Origin of the sequence: Dyella agri (assembly GCF_044904705.1) — a bacterium.
GTDB classification, from domain to species: Bacteria; Pseudomonadota; Gammaproteobacteria; order Xanthomonadales; family Rhodanobacteraceae; genus Rhodanobacter_A; species Rhodanobacter_A agri.
Genome location: NZ_JADIKL010000016.1, coordinates 1 through 22,091 on the forward strand (window position 1 = coordinate 1; position 22,091 = coordinate 22,091).

At 63.7% G+C, this 22,091-nt stretch carries 15 protein-coding genes and 1 pseudogene; 6 read left to right on the top strand and 10 right to left on the bottom strand.

The window, feature by feature from the left end:
• Positions 1 to 946: 946 nt before the first annotated feature.
• The 6 genes and pseudogenes from ISP14_RS18075 to ISP14_RS18100 all read right to left on the bottom strand — a co-directional run bounded on the left by ISP14_RS18075 (position 947) and on the right by ISP14_RS18100 (position 5,320).
• The gene (locus ISP14_RS18075; RefSeq protein WP_404542630.1) at positions 947 to 2,221 is read right to left on the bottom strand and encodes a hypothetical protein; all 1,275 of its coding nucleotides are present in this window, start codon (positions 2,219 to 2,221) and stop codon (positions 947 to 949) included.
• Entirely contained in the window at positions 2,218 to 2,568 is a 351-nt protein-coding gene (locus tag ISP14_RS18080; RefSeq protein ID WP_404542632.1) for a hypothetical protein, read from the bottom strand. Before ISP14_RS18080 ends, ISP14_RS18075 begins: the two co-directional genes overlap by 4 nt.
• Entirely contained in the window at positions 2,568 to 3,134 is a 567-nt protein-coding gene (locus ISP14_RS18085) for a hypothetical protein (RefSeq protein ID WP_404542634.1), read from the bottom strand. The genes ISP14_RS18080 and ISP14_RS18085 overlap by 1 nt, the downstream gene beginning before the upstream one ends.
• A gap of 744 nt (positions 3,135 to 3,878) precedes the next feature.
• A pseudogene (locus ISP14_RS18090) lies at positions 3,879 to 4,183 on the bottom strand (transposase); the annotation flags it as partial.
• Positions 4,184 to 4,425: 242 nt separating this feature from the next.
• Complete coding sequence (locus ISP14_RS18095; RefSeq protein ID WP_404542637.1) at positions 4,426 to 4,881, bottom strand: fasciclin domain-containing protein; 456 nt, start codon at positions 4,879 to 4,881, stop codon at positions 4,426 to 4,428.
• 223 nt (positions 4,882 to 5,104) lie between these two features.
• Positions 5,105 to 5,320: a hypothetical protein gene (locus ISP14_RS18100; protein ID WP_404542638.1), complete on the bottom strand. Its 216-nt coding sequence runs from the start codon at positions 5,318 to 5,320 to the stop codon at positions 5,105 to 5,107.
• Between the two features lie 357 nt (positions 5,321 to 5,677).
• On the opposite strand from ISP14_RS18100, the gene ISP14_RS18105 reads away from it, so the two are divergent.
• Both ISP14_RS18105 and ISP14_RS18110 read left to right on the top strand, forming a co-directional pair.
• On the top strand, positions 5,678 to 5,959 hold the full coding sequence (locus ISP14_RS18105) for a hypothetical protein (protein WP_404542640.1): 282 nt from the start codon (positions 5,678 to 5,680) through the stop codon (positions 5,957 to 5,959).
• 200 nt (positions 5,960 to 6,159) lie between these two features.
• On the top strand, positions 6,160 to 6,381 hold the full coding sequence (locus ISP14_RS18110; RefSeq protein WP_404542642.1) for a TonB-dependent receptor: 222 nt from the start codon (positions 6,160 to 6,162) through the stop codon (positions 6,379 to 6,381).
• A 471-nt stretch (positions 6,382 to 6,852) separates the two neighbouring features.
• Here ISP14_RS18110 and ISP14_RS18115 read toward each other — a convergent pair whose 3' ends face one another.
• On the bottom strand, positions 6,853 to 7,569 hold the full coding sequence (locus ISP14_RS18115) for a Crp/Fnr family transcriptional regulator (protein WP_404542643.1): 717 nt from the start codon (positions 7,567 to 7,569) through the stop codon (positions 6,853 to 6,855).
• A gap of 479 nt (positions 7,570 to 8,048) precedes the next feature.
• Between ISP14_RS18115 and ISP14_RS18120 the strand changes: the two genes are divergently transcribed.
• Positions 8,049 to 8,225 carry a CsbD family protein gene (locus ISP14_RS18120; RefSeq protein ID WP_404542645.1) on the top strand — a complete coding sequence of 59 codons (177 nt, stop codon included), beginning with the start codon at positions 8,049 to 8,051 and terminating at the stop codon, positions 8,223 to 8,225.
• An 89-nt stretch (positions 8,226 to 8,314) separates the two neighbouring features.
• Here the strand turns inward: ISP14_RS18120 and ISP14_RS18125 are convergent, their stop codons facing one another.
• Positions 8,315 to 9,628 carry a cation:proton antiporter gene (locus ISP14_RS18125; RefSeq protein ID WP_404542646.1) on the bottom strand — a complete coding sequence of 438 codons (1,314 nt, stop codon included), beginning with the start codon at positions 9,626 to 9,628 and terminating at the stop codon, positions 8,315 to 8,317.
• Positions 9,621 to 10,904 (bottom strand): DesA family fatty acid desaturase, encoded by a 1,284-nt coding sequence (locus ISP14_RS18130; RefSeq protein WP_404542648.1) that lies wholly within the window; start codon positions 10,902 to 10,904, stop codon positions 9,621 to 9,623. Before ISP14_RS18130 ends, ISP14_RS18125 begins: the two co-directional genes overlap by 8 nt.
• A 379-nt stretch (positions 10,905 to 11,283) precedes the next feature.
• On the opposite strand from ISP14_RS18130, the gene ISP14_RS18135 reads away from it, so the two are divergent.
• A complete protein-coding gene (locus ISP14_RS18135; protein WP_404542650.1) occupies positions 11,284 to 11,442 on the top strand; it encodes a DUF3309 family protein in 159 nt (52 codons plus the stop codon).
• 95 nt (positions 11,443 to 11,537) lie between these two features.
• Here the strand turns inward: ISP14_RS18135 and ISP14_RS18140 are convergent, their stop codons facing one another.
• Positions 11,538 to 11,804, bottom strand: a complete 267-nt coding sequence (locus tag ISP14_RS18140) for a hypothetical protein (protein ID WP_404542653.1) — start codon at positions 11,802 to 11,804, stop codon at positions 11,538 to 11,540.
• Between ISP14_RS18140 and ISP14_RS18145 the strand changes: the two genes are divergently transcribed.
• Together ISP14_RS18145 and pgm are read left to right on the top strand one after the other, a co-directional pair.
• Entirely contained in the window at positions 11,793 to 20,303 is an 8,511-nt protein-coding gene (locus ISP14_RS18145; RefSeq protein WP_404542655.1) for a GH36-type glycosyl hydrolase domain-containing protein, read from the top strand. The two genes, ISP14_RS18140 and ISP14_RS18145, sit on opposite strands and share 12 nt — an antisense overlap.
• Positions 20,304 to 20,427: 124 nt before the next feature.
• Entirely contained in the window at positions 20,428 to 22,071 is a 1,644-nt protein-coding gene (pgm, locus tag ISP14_RS18150) for a phosphoglucomutase (alpha-D-glucose-1,6-bisphosphate-dependent) (protein WP_404542657.1), read from the top strand.
• The last annotated feature ends 20 nt before the right edge of the window (positions 22,072 to 22,091 follow it).

The following is a 22,091-nucleotide window of genomic DNA, read 5'->3' on the forward strand; positions in this document are numbered from 1 at the left end:
GGGCGTACCGTCCTCGGCTTGCTTGAGCACGGCGATGATCTGGCTATCGCTGAATCGGGACTTCTTCATGGAACCTCCTCGGGAAAGATTACGAGAAAATTCCACTTTCAGCGTCTGCTAATTTACGGGGGGATTACCAGAGGAGCGAGTTCGAAAAGTTAAGGATCGAAATGGATAAAAGGAAAGGCTGAGGATCGCGCCTACTATCATCTGTTGACTTGATTAGCAAAATTTTTGATGCGAAACTCAAGGGGCTAGGATGACCGCTCAGATTACGGCTGAACTGGAGGCAGGGTTTGACGCCGGCGATGACCTGCTCTGGCAAGCGGCGCGGGGCCAACTGGCTCGGCGAGGACCGATCCGCCTACGCCGGTCAGGCCGCATTGGTCCGGTAATCGAACTGATGCAAGCGCGGAGAATGTTCCCTGGGGAATATTCCCAGGTTTCGGCTGAGATTCCGTTTGCGCGCCAGCTACTGGCCGCGATGGAGTCGGGCCGGATCAGCGGCGGTAGCAACAACGATAGGGCAGGGGTTTTCCCATTTGCTAGGTACCCATCCGGAGTACAAGACCAAACTCAGTGGGAGCAATGGGCCCTTCACGCCCAGAACGTTGCAGTTGCCCATGGTTTGAAACGCACTTTCGTCGACGGCCTGATCGGCGCATTAGGTGAACTTCAAGACAACGTCTACGAGCACAGTGAGGCGCCTGAATCAGGCTTGGCTGCATATGCTGTGAGCGCCGGAGTATTCGAGTTTGTAGTGGCCGATGCAGGCATTGGCGTCCTCGCAAGTTTGAGGAGGAATCCTGAATTCGCAGCGGTAGCTGATTCCGGAGACGCGCTGAGGGTCGCGGCATCAGATGGCGCTTCTCGCTTCGATCGCAGTACCGGTCATGGCTTTGGCATCGGGACTCTGTTCCGAGCGCTTGCACGAGATGCGGGAGAGCTACGTTTTCGCAGCGGCGACCATGCCATGTCGATTTGCGGCGACCGACCGAGCCTGACTGGCCGAGTGGATGTTGTCCAGAAGGCCTGGCTGGACGGTCTGGTCGTATCGGTTCGATGCACGCCGAATGATGGGTTTGGAGGCCGATAGCTTCCGCTGCATGGATCTTTGGGGCAGTTCATGGAATTGCCGAACGGTAGCGGCGTTGTGCGCAAAGAGTTCGTCCAGCGGCGCGCCCTTTGGCGTCGGACAGAGAGCCCACTTCAGTTTGCAGCCATCCAGTATTCGCGCTTGGCGTCGACGATGTGTCTTAGAGAACGACTCTGTCTCAAGCAGCGTCACGCGAGGGAAGTGCTGCATCAGAATGGGTAGCTTACGGGCGCCGCCTCTAATGAAGAGGGTAAGTGGCCGGCCCAGGTCGGATGCCAACTGGCACAAGTGATCGACATGCCAGTCGATGCGTTCAGGCCGACCACAGCCTGTTGCGAACTCGAATGCCAGGGCCGCGACCTCTTCGCGGTCGGCGATCATAGCGTGCCAGTTCAGGTAGTCGCGTTCCGTACGCGCATTGACGTGCAGCGCGGCAGGCATCCCCGCAGATACCATCTCGGACCACGTCAGCGCGATTCGCTTGATTGCGTAAAGATTGTCGGTCCTCGGAGCGTCTGTCAGAACGCTGTAGTTGGGGCTCGTAATCATGCTGATGTTGAGCCTTTGCAGCTCCTGCAGTATTTCTTTCCTGTTCTTCAGCTCCCACCAGCGCTCGATGTAGGGATCTTTCTCCACGCCACTGAGCACGATCGAGGTGCTGGCGGAGATGTGAAAGCGGTCGGCGAGCTCTTCCCGCGAGTGAACATGAAGCTTCCCTTCCTTCAAGTCGACGACTCGATAGAGTGGAAGTGCGACGGCATCCGATTGGAACCTGCCTTCTCGAGCGGATTTGTGATCGACTAGCGGAACGATCTTTGGCAAGACTGGAGTATCGACGGGGGCCACTCGGGGCACCGTGCCAAGATCGAATCCACCGATATCGCGTACGCGCTGCACGAAATGCGCCGGCCTGTTGCGGCAGATTAGATCGCATTTTTCTTTGTCGACGCAGCTACACAACGCATCACAGTCGTATACGTTCGCGCTGTTGTGCATGCCGCCGCAGCGAGCGAGTTCGGGGCAGGTCAGGCAGCCGAGGGACCGGGGGTGGTGGGTGGGGTCATCCCAAAGACTGTTGGGATCCCGGAAGGTTTGGAGAGGCTGAAGGTCGAGATGCGAACTCATTTCAGACGGACCTCCGTGGTATCACCGAACAGGCTTACTCGCTCGATTACACCCTGGGCATAGCCGCCGTAGTCCGCAATTGCCGCCAATGATTCTTCGGGAGGCTTGGTGATGCGGCCAATCGGGTAAAGGCCGCGGCTGATGATCAGATCGTCGCCGGCCGGCTCAACGATGTAGCTGTCTCCGATCTTGACTCTGGCGCCAGGGAACAGCTCGGCGGTCAGAACACGCGAGACTTCGCTGATCGTGAGATCCAGCAGCGTGGGCTCCTTCATGCGATCGAGCCCGCCATTCCAACGCTTTTTCCAAGGTTTGCCAGTTTGGCTTCGGATGTAGTCGAGCCCCATTAAGAACCCTCCAGTACCGGACGAAATGTCTTGGTCTTTCCCTGGCGCGTCTCGACAAGCAAGCCTTTGGCGGCCAGTCCGGACAGCCGGTTGTTCCAGGCCGTCGTGCCGATCCCTAGGTCAGGGAAGCGATCGGCTAGCTGAGGAGCGGTGGAGCTCCCGAGCTCGCGCACCTTGTCGAAGGTTTGACGTTGCGCCGGATCGAGGTCGCCCAGGACGCGATAGCTCGTGATCTTGTCCTCGGCGTCGATCCAACAACACCAGAGGACGTCATTTCGCGCGTCGAGCAGATGCTCCAACTCCTCGATAACGGCCGGTGTTGGGTTGGCAACGATCGGATAGATGTTTTGGTGAGCCGCGCGAGTGAAGTCGCGATAACCGATGACGCTTTCCCGCAGATAGGACACGGTTGCCACATCGATCCCCGCAAAGTCGAGAAAGATCTTCTCCGGCGCAGTTACTGCGGGAGTGGACTCGATCAATGCGGCCAACAGCTTTCGTCCTGCGGCGGAGCCTGCAAGGACGTGTGATTGGCCCCCGGTGAGGGATTGGATGCTGAGCTTCACGTCACTTATCTCATTTATGTGAAGTGAGAATAGTGAGATGGCTTTGGCGTGTCAAGACGTGCAGGGGGGGGCGAACAACCAAGGCGGTCGGCACCGGGGTTGTTCAAGTCGGCAGATTCTGCCCTCGAATCCCTGCTGGCCACGCAGACTCTGTGGCACGTCGGCCACGCTGCGGCGATCGCCGCGGATGGAGAGTCGACTGGTGTCGACGTCGACGTGTTGCTGCCGCAACGTGCTTTCACCGAGCTGCTGCTTACCGTGGGCGAGCTGTTGCAGCTCCTGCCCACGCTGGCGCATTCACCAAGGCCGGCGGGTCGCACCGCTCGCACCGGCTTGGCAGGCGGCTGGTGTGGACCTGATGCAACGGGAAGTGATCGACGTCGCTACGCCGCGCGACGCGCTTTGGGCATTCGGCCAGCGAGTGCCTGCGCACCAATGTGGCCTGATTGTTTATGCAACGGCCAATGTACGACCATATCGTCGATGTGCCACGGCTACTGTGGAGCTATGCCATCGACGCGCTGGCGATCTACCGTGAGCAACGTTCTCGACAGCAACGAAGCGAGGGTGGGAACGCCACCGCTTCGCGCCGGATCAGCGTTGACGAGGGCTGCGCGCGCAAGTGGTCTCGAGGCCCATCCAGTTGTCGCAATATGGGTGCAAACATGGGTATAGATGTCGGCTAATTGCAGACTAAATGCTTTGCATTCAACGAATTGATTTTCCTAACGGGTCCTGTGCTCGGACCAGCTTCGGCTCGAATGTGCAATCGCGGTCGTGCGTGACCTCGATGGACAGTTCGCCGAACTCGCCCTTGAGCGTCTTGCGGCCGCGGCCGTTGCGGGTGTTGCCGGCCGGGTTGGCCACCGGCTCGTGCTTGTCGTGACCGAGGTGCTCGGTCATCTCCGCATCCAGGGTCTTCTCGGCCAGCAAGCAGCTTGGTCAGCTGCTTGCTGGCCGTTCTCACCGATCAGGTCTTCGGGCTTCTGGTAGTTGGCCGACAGATGGCTAAGCAGCTCGTCGGGTATATCGTGCTTGCGCAGGCTCATGGTGTCTCCGCTCTGGCGGCAGTCTCCTGTCGGTGCCCGTTTTACACAAAACCTAGGACACGCGCGGCTTAGACCGGCAGAGGGGACCGCTAACAGCAGCACGTGCCGCGTGCAGCAGGCAGTCCAGCCAAGGATCCAACGCAAAAGCCAGCACAAGGCGGGCTTCCGGATGCATGGCTGACGGTGCGAGGCGAGCGATCCGCTCGCCTCGCGCGTCAGATGAATCGACTTGCGTCAGTGGATCAGTGCTTTAAGGCCGCCTTCGGCGGCTGGATCACCGCATCGATCGCGTGGATCACGCCGTTGCTCGAGGCGATGTCTGTGCTGACCAAATGGGCACCGTCGATGGTGAAGCGGTCACCGTCCTTGGCGATATGGGTCGACAGACCCTGCATCATTTTCGGATGGCTGAGCGTGCCCACATCGGCGGCCGACGCGCGGCCGGGAAGGATGTGGTACTTCAGCACCGAGATCAGCTCGGCCTTGTTCTCCGGCTTGAGCCAGTTGTCCAGCGTGCCTTGCGGCAGCTTGCCGAAGGCTTCGTCGGTGGGGGCGAAAATGGTGTAAGGGCCAGCCCCCTTCAACACCTGGGTCAGCTCGGCGGCATCCAGCGCCTTGCACAGGGTCTTGAAAGAGCCATTGGCAGCGGCCGATTCGATGAGATTGGTGGTACGAACGTTGGTGACAGTGTTGTTCATGGAGTTGCCTATGAGTGACGGTCTGCAAGCGCAGATCCAAGGCGGCCGAAACCGCGGCCCCGGTTGGAACCGGGGGCGTGCTCAGTGGCGTTAGGGAGAGTACCGCGAGGCTGAGGCGTGACAGGAGCGACGTGCCTCCTGGTGCCCAAGCAGCATGCGCGTGGTGTTGTTAGCTGCGCGTAACGTGATGTGGCAGGCGCGGATCACCCGGTTCGCCTCGGCTTTACCTTTTCACCCTTTGAAGCAGCGCGAGCATGCGCTTTCGTTGTTCGCTCTTCTTCAAATCCTGCGCCGCCAGCAGTCGCTGCCGCAGGCTCGTCGGTACGGCGGTGACGCGCGTTGCCTCCGCGTCAGATTGCCTGAGCAGGCGGTGGAGGCGCGCGACCCAGCTGCGGACATACCAGGGAGGATGCGGGCGAATTTCGAGATGTGCGTTCATGGCGTTGACCTCAGCCACAAGCCGGGGCCACCGGGCGGCAAAGCAATTACTGCCAGCGCGATCACTTTGCACCGCTCGTTGTTACGCGGCTGTAACTGCAACCATGCACATGGACGCCAAGGCACGCGGTATGCGACGAATAACGATAGCCACCAATGCGCGATTGCGCATTACAGCCGCGTAACAGCGGCAGGCGCATGTTGTTTGTACGCCAGAGCGCCTTCGGGCCCATTCCGGACGCCTCAGACTAGGTTTCATCTTTCGACGCCACTGAGTTCCCTCCGACCGCGTCGGAGCCGCGGGCCAGCACCCGCTTATGACTTGTCGCAGACAAGTGCACACTCAAAGGCAATCACCATGTACGCCCTCAATCAGACCAACGCGCTGTACTTCTTCCCCCACAGGCTCAGCTTTGAACCGCACCCCGCCGCAATCGATGTCGAGGAGTACGATCACTGGTCTCTGCGGCATCATCCGTCGGTGGCATGGCCATGGGCACCGCAGACGAGCGGCTTTGCCCCACCTACGCCTAAGACGGACCCCGCCGCACGGCGTGAAATCGATCACCAGGCCCAGGATGCCGATCGCATGGACGACGATGGCGCCACGCCTTACGAGCCCGAGTCCGGCAAACGCTAACGGCCCGCACCGCTCCCTGCGGTGCTCATCAAGAGCCCATCGCGTCCGATCGCATGCCGCTCAACTCGCACGGAAGCCGCATCTCATCCCTTTGCGCTGCGCCGAATCGATTCCCTGCAAGCCCCCCAAGTGTGCGCCCTCCCCACGCGGCCCAACAAAGGAGCACGCTGGGCCACGACATCATTCCAAAGGCAACCATCATGACCAGCGTTTCCGGCAAGACCACCAACGGTTTCACTTATGAAGGTGAGTACGACCATGCCAACGTCGACCGTATCACCTGGAGCGCCACCTACCGACGTAACGGCCTCTTCTTCGGCATGCGCCACGGCCGCATCAATGAACTGCTCGGTATTCCGGTGGACGAAGTCGATGACGTGGTAAAGGACGACATCGAGCTGACCTGGCTGCAATCGAGCTAGGCGCATGCCTGCCGATCGAAAGCGCCATTGCACCTTCCGAAAAATTGCCCCAGCGCAGGTAATTCCAGAGCTTCCCGAGCGGTGCCTGCCTGAGACCGTTTCGGCAGCCTATTTGGCGGCTACGGACTAGTGCTGAGACGATTTTCCGCCGTCGCCGCACACGCAAAAATTACGGCGTGTCCATATGGATCTGCGCGAGCTTTGCGCGCCATTTGCCATCTGTCACACGAGTAGTTCATGGCGATGAACAGCGTCGGGCGTCATACAACTCATGACCGGCTGGCACTTGCCATTTGAGATATTCTGATGTGCCTTAGCGATCGTTGATGTCAACGGCCAGACGCAGGAAAGTGGCAGAAATCAAGCCTTGTCGCATGAGGTGTGCCCATGTTCACCTGGACGAGTTGGGCGCGTTATCTGAGTGAACCGAGCGCAGATTTTCCAACCAATCAAACGGTTGACTATGGTTGGTCACGGTGGCGCTTGTGGAAGCAGGCGGTCGTACTCTTTCTTGACCACGGCGTAGCATTCGCAGGTGCGCCGTTCGAGTCCGGCGCGATCAATGACCGTGATGTGGCCGCGCTGGTAGCGAATCAACCCGGCTTGTTGCAGGTTGCCGGCCGCCTCGGTGACACCCTCGCGGCGCACGCCGAGCATGTTCGCGATCAACTCCTGTGTCATCGCCAATTCTTCGGAATCCAGTCGATCCAGGCTCAGCAGTAGCCACCGGCAGAGTTGCTGATCCAGCGAGTGATGCCGGTTGCATACCGCCGTCTGGGACATCTGGGTAATCAGGGCTTGCGTGTATCGCAACAGCAAATGGAGTACGGGGCCGGCACGATTGAATTCCTGCAGCATCAAGTCCGCCTTGAGCCGGAATCCGCGGCCAGCGCTCTGTACCAGTGCGCGGCTTGGCGTTGATTCGCCGCCCATGAAAAGCGAGATGCCGACGATGCCTTCGTTGCCAACGACCGCGATTTCGGCGGAGGCGCCGTCTTCCATCACGTACAGCAGCGAGACGATCGAGGTCGTTGGAAAGTACACGTGGCTCAGACGACTGCCGGACTCGTAGAGCACCTTGCCGAGTGGCATGTCCACGGGTTCGAGGTGTGGCGACCAGCGTCCCCATTCGTTCTGGGGGAGGGCAGCGAGAAGTTGATTCCGTCGCGGATCGGAAGCTTCAACCATACTTTTCCTCCAAGCTTTCCGGAAGTGAATTTCAGCGTCCATCGGTGATGCACTGGTCGGCGTGACCAGTCTTCCGTCGCAAGGGCGGTGTTACTCACCGGCTCCTCCAGTACTTGGCGCCTGGTGCGGATGCATACCGGAATACCACACTGGCCCGATACAGAGTCGTCTGGCGTGGCTACCTTGTCCGGAGAGGCAGAAGCCAGCCAGCGCCATCTCCAGTGGCTTAACTTGTTGACGGTAAATGGCCGCATGTCACCATGGTGTGAATGGCTCATGTTTGCGGATCACTCTCGGCTGTTCTTGCCGATGCATGCACGAAATCCATATCGGGGAAGAAGAATCCGTGGTTGGTCAAACCGGTGCGAGCCAATTCGTATTGGTGTTGACATATGTGGGCCGGCGTACAGAGGCCAGGGCATCATGCGCGTAGGTTGTGCCATGTCACTGATGTCGCAATCCAGCGACGGGAAATGATCATGAACAAGAATCGTATCGAAGGTACCAAGCACGAGGTCAAGGGTGCAGTGAAGGAGGCCGTAGGGAAGGTCACCGGCAATCCGGTGAAAGAGGTTTCCGGCCAAGCCGAGAAACAGGTTGGCAAGTTCCAGAAGGAAGCAGGCAAGAGCCGCGACGACTACAAGAAGCACACGTGAGCCATGGCCGGCGGCAGGCTATGCCTCCGCCGCCCATGAGTCCGCTGTACCAAACGGAAGCCCCCGGGATGGAGCCCAGGGGCTTTCGCTTATGTCCCGGCGTTATCGCCAGGAGGCCTCATATACCAGCGCATCAACGGCCGTATCGTTGCACCGTGCACCAGGATGGAGACGGCCACGCAAGCCAGGGTGAGTGTGACCAGTTCCTGTGCGAGCGGACCGGTCACGCCATGCCGGATCGCGAACAGCAGATAGAACACGGAGCCGATCCCGCGGATGCCGAACCAGCCGATCATGGCGCGCTGAGGCAGGCCGACGGATTCCCCGAGGGTGCCGGCAAACACGGCCACAGGCCTTATCACCACGAACAAGAGCGGGATGAACCACCACAGATCGCGCCACGGCGTCGTGTAGGGGAGCATGGCGCCGACAAGCAGCACCATGGTCAGTTCGGCGAGCTTTTCCAGTTGTGCATTGAAGCCGCGCACGGCATGCGTCATCGTCGCGCTCGCGTGGTGTGAGTGCGTGGCCAGCGCACCGTAGGCATACCGATGGAACTGTGGTGCGATGCCAAGCGATGTCGTCCCGGCCTGCGGGCGTTCCTTTACCCGTTGCAGCGCAAGGCCTGCGGCGAACACGGCCAGGAATCCTGATGCGTGGCAAAGCTGCGCCACGCCATAGGTCACCGCCACGATGCCCAGCGAGACAAACTCGTCGAGCCCAGTTGCCTGCCGATGACGCGTGCGCAGATGTACGAGCAGCTTGCCAATCGCGGCGCTCAGCAGTGCACCGATGCCAAGCCCGCCCACGGTGGCCCACGACACGTCTATCGCCCACCAGCGCCATCCGTACGCACCGAGGGTATGTAGGCCCAGCATGCCGAGGCCAAGCAGCACGAAGGGGAAGGCGGTGCCGTCGTTCAATGCGCCTTCGCCGGCAAGGCTGAAGCGGAGGCCATCGGGATGGGTGCCGCGCTCCGTCTTGACCCCCGAGGCAAGCACGGGATCGGTAGGTGCCAGGATGCCGCCGAGCAATACCGCGCCACCCCACGAGAACCCCAGCCCCCAGGCCGCCGCCGCGGCGATGAGTCCGACCGTGATCGTCATGGAGACGAAAGCCAGCCGCAGTGAAAGTATCCAGCGCCGGTCGAACAGTGGCACCTCCATCCTCAGGCCGACGGTGAACAGCGAAATGAGCAGTGCGATTTTGGCAATTCGCCCCAGCAGGTCCGAGCTGCTGTGCGGATCGGGAGCTATCAGGCCAAGCCAGGCAGGCCCCATGACGTAGCCAATGGCGAGGTAGATCATCGCGCTGCTGAGAAGGATGCGGGCGAGCAGCGATCCGGTCAGCACCATGGCAATGAGCAACACGCCAAGCAGGAGCGACCACAACGGGTCAGACATGGCGGTCCCGCGTTTGGGGGGCGGCCGCGATGCCCGTCGAGCGATGGATGGACGGGAAAGCAGTGTCGGCAACTCCGGCTTGAGAGCTTGGCATGGCCATGTTGGCGCCCATGGAGAGGGCGAACCCCTGCAGCGCGTCGATGCCGCTGGCCACGGCCGCACGCACCCATTGCATCATCGACTCCGCCACGCGATCCGTACGGCGGCTTTCCATCAACGCGGCAAGCTGTTCCCGGAACTGGCAGATGGTGCGCAGGCGCGGCCGGGCATCGACCCAGGCGTCGAGGCGCTTGCGTTCGTCCGTCGACAGCCAGCGCCCGCCATCGGCTAGCGCTCGGCGCAGGTGCATCGAAAGCGGCGGGGTATGGAGATCTCTGCGCCGGATTTCCTCGCGCACGGCTGGCATGGTGACCTTGCGGAAGAATTCCGTCATGACTTTCACCCGTGGTGCCAGAGTCACCGGGTGTGCCATGTGGATGGCGAGGCGGTTCGTCATGTTTGCCTGTTCGATGACGGCGATGCGTCTGACGTGGGCGAGCCCGAGCCTGGAAAGGGCCTGGATGACGAACCATCCCAGATCGAATTCGAAGCGGCGTACTGAGAACTTCGCCGAGCCGGGAAAGGCGTGATGGTTGTTGTGCAACTCCTCGCCACCGATCCAGATACCAAGCGGCATGACATTGGCGGATTTGTCCGCGGTCTCGAAATTGCGATAGCCCCACCAATGGCCGATGCCATTGACCACGCCGGCGGCCCAGAAGGGAATCCACATCATCTGGATCGCCCATATCGCCATGCCACCGACGCCGAACAGGGCCAGGCTGATGAACGCCAACAGCGTCGGACCCCAGTTGCAGTGAGGTGTGTACACATGGCGTTCGATCCAGTCGTCTGGTGTGCCACGGCCATACTTGGCCAGCAACCCTTCATCGTGACGTGCCGCGGCGTAAAGCTCGGTGCCTTCGCGCAGCAACCGGCGGATGCCGACGATGTAGGGGCTGTGCGGGTCTTGCGCGGTATCGGCGTTCGCATGGTGCTTCCGGTGCACAGCCACCCATTCCCGGGTGACCATCGCAGTGGTCAACCAGCTCCAGAAGCGGAAGAAGTGCGTGAGCGCGGGATGGAAGTTGACCGAGCGGTGCGTCTGACTGCGATGCAGGTACAGGGTCACAGTGAATATGGTGAGCTGGGTCGTCACCAGCAGATAAAGCAGCATCGCCCCCGGCCCTGCATGGAGCAGACCGTGCGAGGCCATGACTAGCAGCTCATTGAACATGAGGTCCTCTGCATGGAATCGGAGACGCCTTCTGCCGTGTCACCACGCATCGCGGACAAGACAGAGCCGCCGACGGTTGCATCGGGCGGTGGAAGGCTTCCAGCCATCAAGTGCATGGAGCGATCCATGCCTTCCTCTCGATGCACTGGCGCAAAGTCATGATGCAGCGAGGCATGCATGCCGTCTGTACCCGACCGCACACAAACCACGGTGTCCATCGCCAGGGCTCCTACGGAGGCCCAGCGTTCGCTATCGAACAGAGATTGACCTTCCGTCTGGATAAAGTGATCTGCAACAAGGCACGCATGAAGAATCCTGACGCCCGAGGTCGAGGTTCCCGAGTGCGGTGCGTGCCTCACCGATTCCAAGGAGAACCGAAATGACCATCGGCACCATTATCTTGGCGGTACTCGTCCTGCTGCTGATCGGCGCGATCCCACGCTGGTCGTACAGCCGGCAATGGGGCTATGGCCCGACCGGCGGCCTGGGTCTCGTCCTGCTCGTCGTCGTCGTATTGGTCTTCATGGGGCGAATCTAGGCTGCCCGATACATCCCGATACGGGCGCGCCACGCGGCTGTGCGGAAGGTTCGTCCGGTTCGTGGCGCGGCCCATCGACGGATGGCAGGCCGCAATCATCGTACTGGCATGCCCGCGCGTCCGCGCGGCAAAGCGCATGGCGTTCCGGTCGGCGCCGAAAGGCGATCGGCATCGGCATCGGCATCGCGCAAACACCCCAGAAGAGAGTGTGAACCTTGAAAACCGGCGGATCGCCAGCCCTGTTCCACCTTCATCGCCTCAGAGCCATCTTTCGGCGGAAGGCCCTGCGGCGGCGCTCCGGGCACAAGGCCGAGTCGAACCTGTGCTCGGAGCTTTTCAGCGCCGAACAGATGGATCTGCATGGTACGGCGCTGGCGGCCGCGCACCGGCCGGGCACGCAGAAATCGCGGGCCAATGATTTGCTGGTGCGCCTGGTGGACAACAAGGCCGTGCTCGAACGCGCCTGCGAAACGTTCGCGCTGGCCATCCGCGCGGGACGCCGCATCACGCCGGCGGCCGAGTGGCTGCTGGACAACGGTTACCTGATCGAAGAGCAGATACGCATCGCCCAGCAGCACTTGCCGAAGGGATACAGCCGCGGATTGCCGCGTCTGGCCGCCGGGGCATCCGCCGGATTGCCGCGCGTCTACGACATTGCGCTGGAGACCATCTCGCACGGCGACGGCAGGGTGGATAACGAGAGCCTGTGCCGCTTCGTCGCTTCGTACCAGACCGTCACGCCGCTCACGCTCGGCGAGCTGTGGGCCATTCCGATCATGCTGCGGCTGGCACTGATCGAGAACCTGCGCCGTGTGGCTTCGCGCATCATGGTGGATTGGAACGACCGTACCCTCGCCGCCCGCTGGGCGGATCGGATGGCGGAAATCGCCGAGCGCGACCCGAAGAACGTCGTGCTTGCGGTAGCCGACATGGCCCATTCCGATCCGCCCATGGCCAGCTCGTTCGTCGCCGAATTGACGCGGCGGCTGCAAGGGCAGGGGCCGGCACTGGCGCTGCCCTTGAACTGGGTCGAGCAGCGGCTCGCCGAGTCGGGGCTGGGCATCGAGCACCTGGTCCAGATGGAGGCGCAGCAGCAGGCCGCCGACCAGGTTTCCATCAGCAGCAGCATCGGCAGCCTGCGCCTGCTGTCGGCGATGGACTGGCGTACCTTCGTGGAGGAGACGAGCATCGTCGAGCGCATCCTGCGCGGGGATCCCGCGGGCGTCTACGCCGACATGGATTTCGCCACGCGCGATCTTTACCGCCACGTGGTGGAGCGGCTGGCCAGGCGAAGCGAGCTGTCCGAGGCCGACGTGGCGCGTGCGGCGATCGCGTTCGCCGGAGAGGGCAAGAGTGGCACCGAGGTGGAGGCGCATGTCGGCTTCTGTCTCGTGGGCAAGGGCCTTCCCGTGTTGGAAGAACGCATCGCCGTGCGCTGGAGCTTCGCACTGGCGTGGGCACGGCTGATCGCACGCGTCCCCCTGAAGATCTACCTCGGCCTGATAGGGTCGCTTGCATTGCTGCTCGCGTGGCCGATGCTACGCACGCTGCAAGGCAGCGGTATGCACGGGGCGCTGTTCTGGCTGGCCGCCATACCCGTCGCGCTGCTGGCGAGCGAGCTGGCGATCGCCGTGATGAACCGGCTGGCGACCCTCGCGATCCCGCCTCAGATGCTGCCGCGCATGGATTTTTCGGAAGGGCTGTCAGTGCGCGAGCGCACCCTGGTGGTGGTTCCCTCGCTGTTGTCCGGCATCGACGACGTGGAGGAACTTGCTGCGGGGCTGGAGGTTCGCTTTCTTGCCAATCGCGATGCCTGCCTACACTTCGGCCTGCTGACGGATTTCGCGGATGCCGAGGCGGAGGTCATGGCGCCGGATGCGTCGCTGCTCCAACTTGCGCGGCAGAGGATCGATGCGCTCAATGCGCTTTACGGTGATGCCGGCGCCGACCGTTTCTTCCTCTTTCATCGGCCGCGGCGCTGGAATCCGCGCGACAAGGTGTGGATGGGGTACGAGCGCAAGCGCGGAAAACTGGCCGAACTCAACGCATTGCTCCGGGGCGAAGGCCACGATCGCTTTTCCCTGATCGTCGGCCGCATCGAACCCCTGCGCGAGGTGAAATACGTCATCACTCTGGATACGGATACCCAGTTGCCGCGTGGCTCGGCGCGCCAGTTCGTCGGCGCCATGGCGCATCCGCTCAACCGCGCCGTCTGCGATCCCGGCAAGCGTCGGATCGTCGCCGGCCACGCCATCCTGCAACCGCGCGTCGGCATCAGCCTGCCCAGCGCGGCCCGCTCGGCCTATGCACGGCTGTTCGGCAGCGATGCCGGCATCGATCCCTATACGCGGGCCGTTTCGGATGTCTACCAGGATCTGTTCGGGGAGGGCTCGTTCATCGGCAAGGGCATCTACGCCGTGGATGCCTTCGAGCAGGCCATCGGCGGCCGCTTTCCCGAGAACAGCATCCTCAGCCACGACCTGGTGGAAGGTTGCTACGCGCGCTCGGGCCTGATCAGCGACGTGCAGCTGTATGAGGAATATCCATCCCGCTACAGTGCTGACGCCAGCCGCCGCCACCGCTGGATCCGCGGCGACTGGCAACTGCTGCCCTGGCTGCTGCCGTGGACGCCCAAGGTGGGCGGGGGGCATGAACGCAGTCCGCTGTCGGCGTTGTCGCGCTGGAAGATCTTCGACAACCTGCGTCGCAGCCTGATTCCGGCGGCATGGCTGGCGTTGCTGTTGCTGGGCTGGACGGTTGTTTCGCCGATGTTCCGGTGGACCCTGGCGGTGCTGTCCGTCGTTTTGGTACCGCCGTTGCTGAACTCGTTGCTGGATCTGGTCCGCTGGCCGCGCGACGTGCCGCCCGAACAACACCTTCGCATGGCGATGCGCACGGCCGGGCAGCATTTCCTGCGCGCCGGTCTTTGGCTGGCATGGCTGCCGCATGAGGCGCTGTACAGCCTGGACGCAGCCGTGCGCACGCTGTGGCGTGTCGCCGCAAGCCGGAGGCATCTGCTGCAATGGAGCGTATCGCGGGACGTCGAGCGCACCAGTACCGGCACGCTGGCGGGGCTGTATCGACTGATTTGGATCGCGCCGTGCCTTGCCGTCGTCACCGTCGCCGGATTGTCCTGGTGGCGGCCGGAGGCGCTGGCGGTGGCAACCCCGTTCGCGCTGCTGTGGCTCGCGTCGCCGACCATCGCCTGGTGGACAGGCAGGTCGCCCCGGCACACCACGTATGTGCCTGCCGCGAGGGAGCGGCGATTCCTGCGGACGCTGGCGCGCAAGACCTGGGCGTTCTTCGACGCGCATGTCGGGCCCCAGGAGAACTGGTTGCCTCCCGACAACATTCAGGAATGGCCTGCGGCGGCCGTCGCCTATCGCACGTCGCCGACCAACATGGGCCTGTCGCTGCTGGCGAACCTGGCGGCCTACGATTTCGGCTACCTGACCGCCGGGCGGCTGCTGGAACGGACGGACCACACCTTGCGCACGATGCAGCGCATGGAGCGGCATCGCGGGCATTTCTATAACTGGTACGACACGCTTTCCCTGCAACCGCTTTCCCCACGCTACATATCCGCCGTGGACAGCGGCAACCTCGCCGGCCATCTGCTGACGCTGCGCGCCGGCCTGCTGGCCCTGCCGGACGAGCCGCTGTTCGATGCACAGTCGCTGGAAGGGCTAGGCGACACGCTCGATGTCCTGCGCGATGCAATGTCGGCGGCCGATGCCGATACGCGTGCGCTTTCCGACCTTCAGACGCAACTGGATGCCGTTCGCGCCACGCCGCCGGCGACACTTGTCCTGGCGGATGCCTGCGTACGGCGATTGCTCAAAGGAAGCGAAGCGGTCGTGGCGACGCTCGCACCCGCTGCCGGCGGCGACATAGAGTTTTGGGCGCATGCGCTCGTCATGCAGTGCCGTGATGCATGCGGATATCTGCGCCGCTTCCATGCCGAACCCGTGGCTGGCGCGGTCGGCATGCCCACGTTGCGTCGATTGGCATCGATACATGCGAAAGCGTGCTCCATCGGTACGCCGTCCGGTACTGACGAAGTGCAACGATCCGCCGTGGCACTGATGGCACTTGTCGGGCAATTGGTACGGCAGCTTGGCGAGCTGGCGGTCATGGAATACGGCCTGCTCTACGACACCCGCCGCGACCTGCTGGCGATCGGCTACCACCTGGAAGAGCGAAGGCTCGATGCCGGGTTCTACGACCTGCTCGCATCGGAATGCAGGCTTGCCAGCTTCGTCGCCATCGCGCAGGAACAGCTTCCGCAGGAGAGCTGGTTCGCGTTGGGTAGGCTGTTGACCACGACCGGCAACGGGCCGGTGCTGCTGTCGTGGACGGGCTCGATGTTCGAGTACCTGATGCCGATGCTGGTGATGCCGAGCTTCGAGGGAACCCTGCTCGACCAGACCTGCCGTGCCGCGGTTGCCAGGCAGATCGAATACGGCCATCAGCTCGGCCTGCCCTGGGGCGTCTCCGAAAGCGGCTATAACGCCATCGATGCCCACCTGAACTATCAGTACCGAGCATTCGGTGTCCCCGGCCTGGGCCTCAAGCGCGGCCTGGGCGAAGAGCGCGTGGTGGCGCCCTACGCCGCGGTGCTGGCACTGATGGTGGCCCCCGGGGCTGCCTGCGCCAATCTGCAACGGTTGGTCTGCGAGGGCATGGAAGGGCGTTTCGGCCTCTACGAAGCGATCGACTACACCCCCGCGCGCGTGCCGCGCGGTCAACCCGCGGTGGTGGTGCGCTCGTTCATGGCCCACCACCAGGGCATGAGCCTGCTGGCGCTGGATTACCTGTTGCGGGATCGGCCGATGCAGAAACGCTTTGCGTCCGATCCCGGCTTCCAGGCGACGCTGCTTCTTCTACAGGAACGCATGCCCAGGAGCGCGGTGGAATACCTGCACACCACCGGCTTGTCGGCATTCGACGCGCCGCCGCCCGCAACGGCGGACACGTTGCGCATCTTCACCGACCCGGATCGGGCGCGGCCGGCCGTGCAGCTCCTGTCCAACGGCCGCTATCACGTCATGGTAAGCAGCGCCGGCGGCGGCTACAGCCGCTGCCGGGACATGGCCGTCACGCGCTGGCAGGAAGACATCATCTGCGACAACCGGGGCATGTTCTGCTACCTGCGCGACGTGGCGAGCGGCGAATGCTGGTCGGCGGCCTGCCAGCCGACCCTGAAGAAGCCGGCGCATTACGAGGCGGTGTTCTCCGATGCGCGGGCCGAGTTCCGCGTGCGCGAGCGCGACTTCGACGCGCACACCGAAATCGTGGTGTCGCCGGAGGACGACGTCGAGCTTCGGCGCCTACGCATCACCAACCAGGCGCGCGTGCGTCGCACCATCGAGATCACCAGCTATGCCGAGGTGGTGCTGGCGCCGCCCATGGCCGACGCGATGCAACCCGCCTTCAGCAACCTGTTCGTGCAGACCGAGTTGGTGCGGCCGCTGCAGGCCATCGTCTGCAGGCGGCGCCCCCGTCTGGCCAGCGAGCAGGTGCCGTGGATGTGCCACCTGATGGCCGTGCACGACGCCGACATCGATGCACTGTCGTACGAAACCGACCGCGCGCGCTTCATCGGCCGCGGCCGCAGCGTGGCGGATCCCGCGGCGATGGCCGCCGATGGCGATGGCCGCCTGTCGGACAGCGAGGGTTCCGTGCTCGACCCCATCGTCGCCATCCGCTGCCGGATCACGCTCGACCCCGGTCAGTCAGCGCTGGTGGACATGGTCACCGGTGTTGCCGACAGCCGGGACGCGTGTCTGCACCTGATCGAGAAGTACCGCGATCGTCACCTCGCCGACCGCGTGTTCGACCTGGCCTGGACGCACAGCCAGGTGCTGCTGCGGCAGTTGAACGCGAGCCTCGCCGACGCGCAGTTGTACGAACACATGGCCACCTCCATCGTCTACGCCAACGATTCCCTGCGCGCGGACGCTGCCATCCTGCGGGCCAACCGCCGCGGGCAATCCGGCCTGTGGGGCCTGGCCATCTCGGGCGACCTGCCCATTGTCCTTCTGCATATCGCCGACCCGGCCCACATCGAACTGGCGCGCCAACTGGTCCAGGCGCATGCGTACTGGCGCCTCAAGGGACTGGCGGTGGACCTGGTGATCTGGAACGAGGATCGTGCCGGCTATCGCCAGCAGTTGCAGGATCTGATCCTGGGACTGATCACCTCGGGAGCCGAGGCGAGCCTGATCGACCGTCCCGGCGGGATTTTCGTGCGCGCGGCCCAGCAGGTTTCCGCCGAAGACCGCATCCTGGTGCAGGCCGTCGCGCGGCTGGTCATCGCCGACGACAGGGGCAGCCTCGCCGAGCAGGTCGGACGCCGGCGTTTGCAGACGAAGCCGGTGCCGTTGCAGACGTCCGAAAGTCACACCGACGGCCCGGATTCCGCCCATGCCGCCTCCGAACCGGTGCCGGATAGGTTGCTGCTGGGCAATCCCTATGGTGGTTTCAGCGCGGACGGTACCGAATACGTCGTGGTGCTGCGAGCCGGGCAAACGACGCCCGCACCGTGGGCCAACGTGCTGGCCAATCCGCAGTTCGGCACGGTCGTGTCCGAAAGCGGCGGCGCCTATACCTGGGCCGAGAACGCGCACGAAATGCGGCTCACGCCGTGGCAGAACGATCCGGTCACCGACGCCAGCGGCGAGGCGTTCTACCTGCGCGACGAACAATCCGGCCACTACTGGTCGCCGACCCCGCTGCCGCGGCGCGGGGAGGGCGTCTACGTGACCCGGCATGGCTTCGGCTACAGCGTGTTCGAGCACCGCGAGGGCGGCATCCACAGCGAGCTGCAGGTTTACGTGTCGCTCGACCTACCGGTGAAATTCATGGTGCTCAAGGTGCGCAATGCCAGCGGCCGCGCGCGGCGGCTGTCCGCTACCGGCTACGTCGAATGGGTGCTCGGCGATCTACGCACCCGGTCGGCCATGCACGTAGTGACCGAGTCCGACCCGGTCACCGGCGCGCTGTTCGCACGCAATGCCTACAACACAGAGTTCCCCGACCGTGTGGCATTCTTCGACGTCGGCAACCCCGCCCGCAGCGTCAGCTGCAACCGCAGCGAGTTCATCGGCCGCAACGGCAGCCTGCGGGCGCCGGCGGCGATGACCCATGCGCGCCTGTCGGGACAGGTGGGCGCAGGGATGGATCCTTGCGCGGCCATCCAGCTCGCCTTCGACCTGGACGACGGCGACGAATACCAAATCATCTTCCGACTCGGCATGGCCGGTGACGCCAAGGCGGCGGTCGAGCTGGTCAAGCGATGCCGTGGGCTCGGTACCGCCGGAGCTGTCCTCGATGCTGTGCGCACGCATTGGCGCTGGACGCTGGGCAAGCTGCAGGTGAAGACGCCGGATCCGGCGGTCGATGTGCTCGTCAACGGCTGGCTGATGTACCAGACCATCGCGTGCCGCTTCTTGGCCCGCAGCGGCTATTACCAGTCCGGCGGCGCGTTCGGTTTCCGCGACCAGTTGCAGGATTCGATGGCGATGGTTCACGCCGCCCCTTATCGCGCGCGCCAACATCTGCTGTTGTGTGCCGCGCACCAGTTCCCCGAAGGCGACGTGCTGCACTGGTGGCATCCGCCGCAGGGCCGCGGCGTGCGCACTCACTGTTCCGATGACTACTTGTGGCTGCCACTGGCCGCCAGCCACTATGTGCTCACCACCGGCGACCGCAGTGTGCTCGACGAAAGCGCGGGCTATGTCGAAGGCCGGCCCCTCAAGCCCGACGAAGAGTCCTATTACGACCTGCCGACGCGTTCCGACCTGCACGAATCGCTCTACCGGCACTGCGTGCGCGCGATCGAGCACAGCCGGCAGCGCGGTTCGCATGGCTTGCCGCTGATCGGCTGTGGCGACTGGAACGACGGCATGAACCGGGTCGGCGAGCAAGGCCGCGGCGAAAGTGTCTGGCTCGGCTTCTTTCTCTGCGACGTGCTGTTGCAATTCGCCCCGGTCGCGCGCCTGCATGACGACGAAGCGTTCGCCGGCCGTTGCGAAGCCGACGCCGCCGAACTCCAGGCCTGCATTGAGCTGCATGGCTGGGACGGCGCCTGGTACCGGCGGGCGTATTTCGACGATGGCACGCCGCTCGGTTCGGCCGGCAACGACGAATGCCAGATCGACTCGCTTGCCCAGAGCTGGTCGGTGCTGTCGGGGACAGGCAGCGGAGAGCGGCAGCGGCAAGCCATGGATTCGCTGGATCGGCGGCTGGTGCGGCGCGACGAGGGATTGATCCAGTTGCTGGATCCGCCGTTCGACCGCTCAGCGCTCGACCCGGGCTACATCAAGGGCTACGTGCCCGGGGTGCGCGAAAACGGCGGCCAGTACACCCATGCGGCGGTCTGGGCGGCGATGGCGTTCGCCAAGCTGGGCGACGGCGAACGGGCGTGGGAACTGCTGCGCATGATGAATCCGGTCAACCACGGCCGAACCGCCGAGGCAATCGACATCTACAAGATCGAGCCATACGTGGTCGCGGGCGACGTTTATGCGGCCGTGTCGCACGTGGGGCGTGGCGGCTGGAGCTGGTACACCGGATCGGCCGGCTGGATGTATCGACTGTTCGTGGAATCGCTGCTCGGCCTGCGGCTGGAGGGCGAGCGCCTGCATATCGAGCCGCTGCTGCCCGCCGACTGGCAATCGTTCGAGCTGGACTACCGCCATGTCGAGACGGATTACCACATCACCGTGCTGCGGACGGACGATGCGCTCGAAGGTTGCCGCGTCAGTCTGGATGGCCAGCCGCCGGACGGCCCTTCCGTCCGGCTGGTCGACGACGGCATGAATCACCGGATCGAAGTGCGATGCCCGGCAGTTGGCTAGGTTCACTTCGCGCTGCGGCAAGGCCGCCCGCGCACGCGCCTGGCGAGGAAGTCGGCGGGCACCGCCGCGGCAATGCCGTCGGCCGCCCGGCGCGGCGATGCCGTCGGCCGCGGGCGAGTCGGACATGAACACCACGGTCAGCCCGCTCGCCGGCAAACTGGCGCCGGCCTCGCTGCTGGTCGACGTATCCCGGCTGCTTGCCGCTTACGTCGAGCTGCGCCCCGATCCTGCCGTGCCGGCGCAGCGCGTGGCGTTCGGTACCTCCGGCCACCGCGGCAGTTCGTTCGAGCGCAGCTTCAACGAATGGCACGTGCTGGCGATCAGCCAGGCGATATGCGACTACCGCAACTGCAACCACGTCGATGGCCCGCTGTATGTCGGCATCGACACCCATGCGCTGTCGCTGCCGGCGTTCGAGAGCACGCTGGAAGTGCTGGCCGCCAACGGGGTGCAAACCCTGATCGCCAGCGGCGGCGAATTCACCCCGACGCCCGCCGTCTCGCATGCCATCCTCGCGCACAACCGCGGGCGCGCCGCGGGGCTGGCCGACGGCATCGTCGTCACCCCTTCGCACAACCCGCCCGACAACGGCGGCTTCAAGTACAACCCGCCCAGTGGCGGTCCGGCCGGCCTCGACGTCACCGACTGGATACAGGATCGCGCGAACGCGCTGCTCGAAGACGGACTCAAGGGTGTGCGGCGCATGCCGTTCCCGCGGGCGCGCCGGGCATCGACCACCCGCGAATACGACTATCGCGAAGCCTATGTCGGCGATCTCGGCAGCATGATCGACTTCGACGCTATCCGTGGCGCAGGCATCCGCATGGGCATCGATCCCCTTGGCGGTGCGGGTGTGCATTACTGGGCGCCGATCGCGGAGCGGTACAGGCTCGACCTTACCGTGGTCAGCGAAGAGGTCGATCCGCAGTTCGGCTTCATGACAGTGGACTGGGACGGCAAGATCCGCATGGATCCGTCCTCGTCCTACTCGATGCAGCGGATGATCGGCTTGAAGGACGCATATGACGTCGCCTTCGCCTGCGACACCGACCACGACCGCCACGGCATCGTGACGCACGCTGGCTTGCTGGTACCGAATCATTACCTCGCTGTGCTGATCGACTACCTGTTCCGTCGCCGCCCCGAATGGAAAGCCGCTGCGGGTGTGGGCAAGACCGTGGTCAGCACCGCGCTGATTGACCGTGTGGCGAAGCGGCTGGACCGCAAACTGTACGAGGTGCCTGTCGGCTTCAAGTGGTTCGTCGAAGGCCTGTCCGACGGTTCGCTAGGCTTCGGCGGCGAGGAGAGCGCGGGCGCCGCGTTCCTGCGCCGCGACGGCAAGGTGTGGACCACCGACAAGGACGGCATCGTGCCGGCGCTGTTGTCGGCCGAGATCACCGCTCGCTGCGGCAAGGATCCGGGCAAGATGTACCGTGAGCTCGTGCATGAGTTGGGCGAGCCGGTGGCCGATCGCGTGGAAGCGCAGGCGACGGCTGCGCAGAAGGCGCGGCTGGCGAAGCTTTCGCCCGCGCAGGTGAAACAAGCCACGCTGGCCGGCGAGAAGATCAAGCGCGTGCTCGACCGTGCGCCCGGCAACGATGCGCCGATCGGCGGCATCAAGGTCACCACCGCCAGCGGCTGGTTCGCCGCGCGCCCCTCCGGCACCGAGGACATCTACAAGATCTACGCGGAAAGCTTCAGGGACGAGGCGCACCTGCGCGCTATCCTGCAAGACGCGCAACGAATCGTCGACGACGCACTCAAGTAAACGTGGCGTTCCGGCGCAAG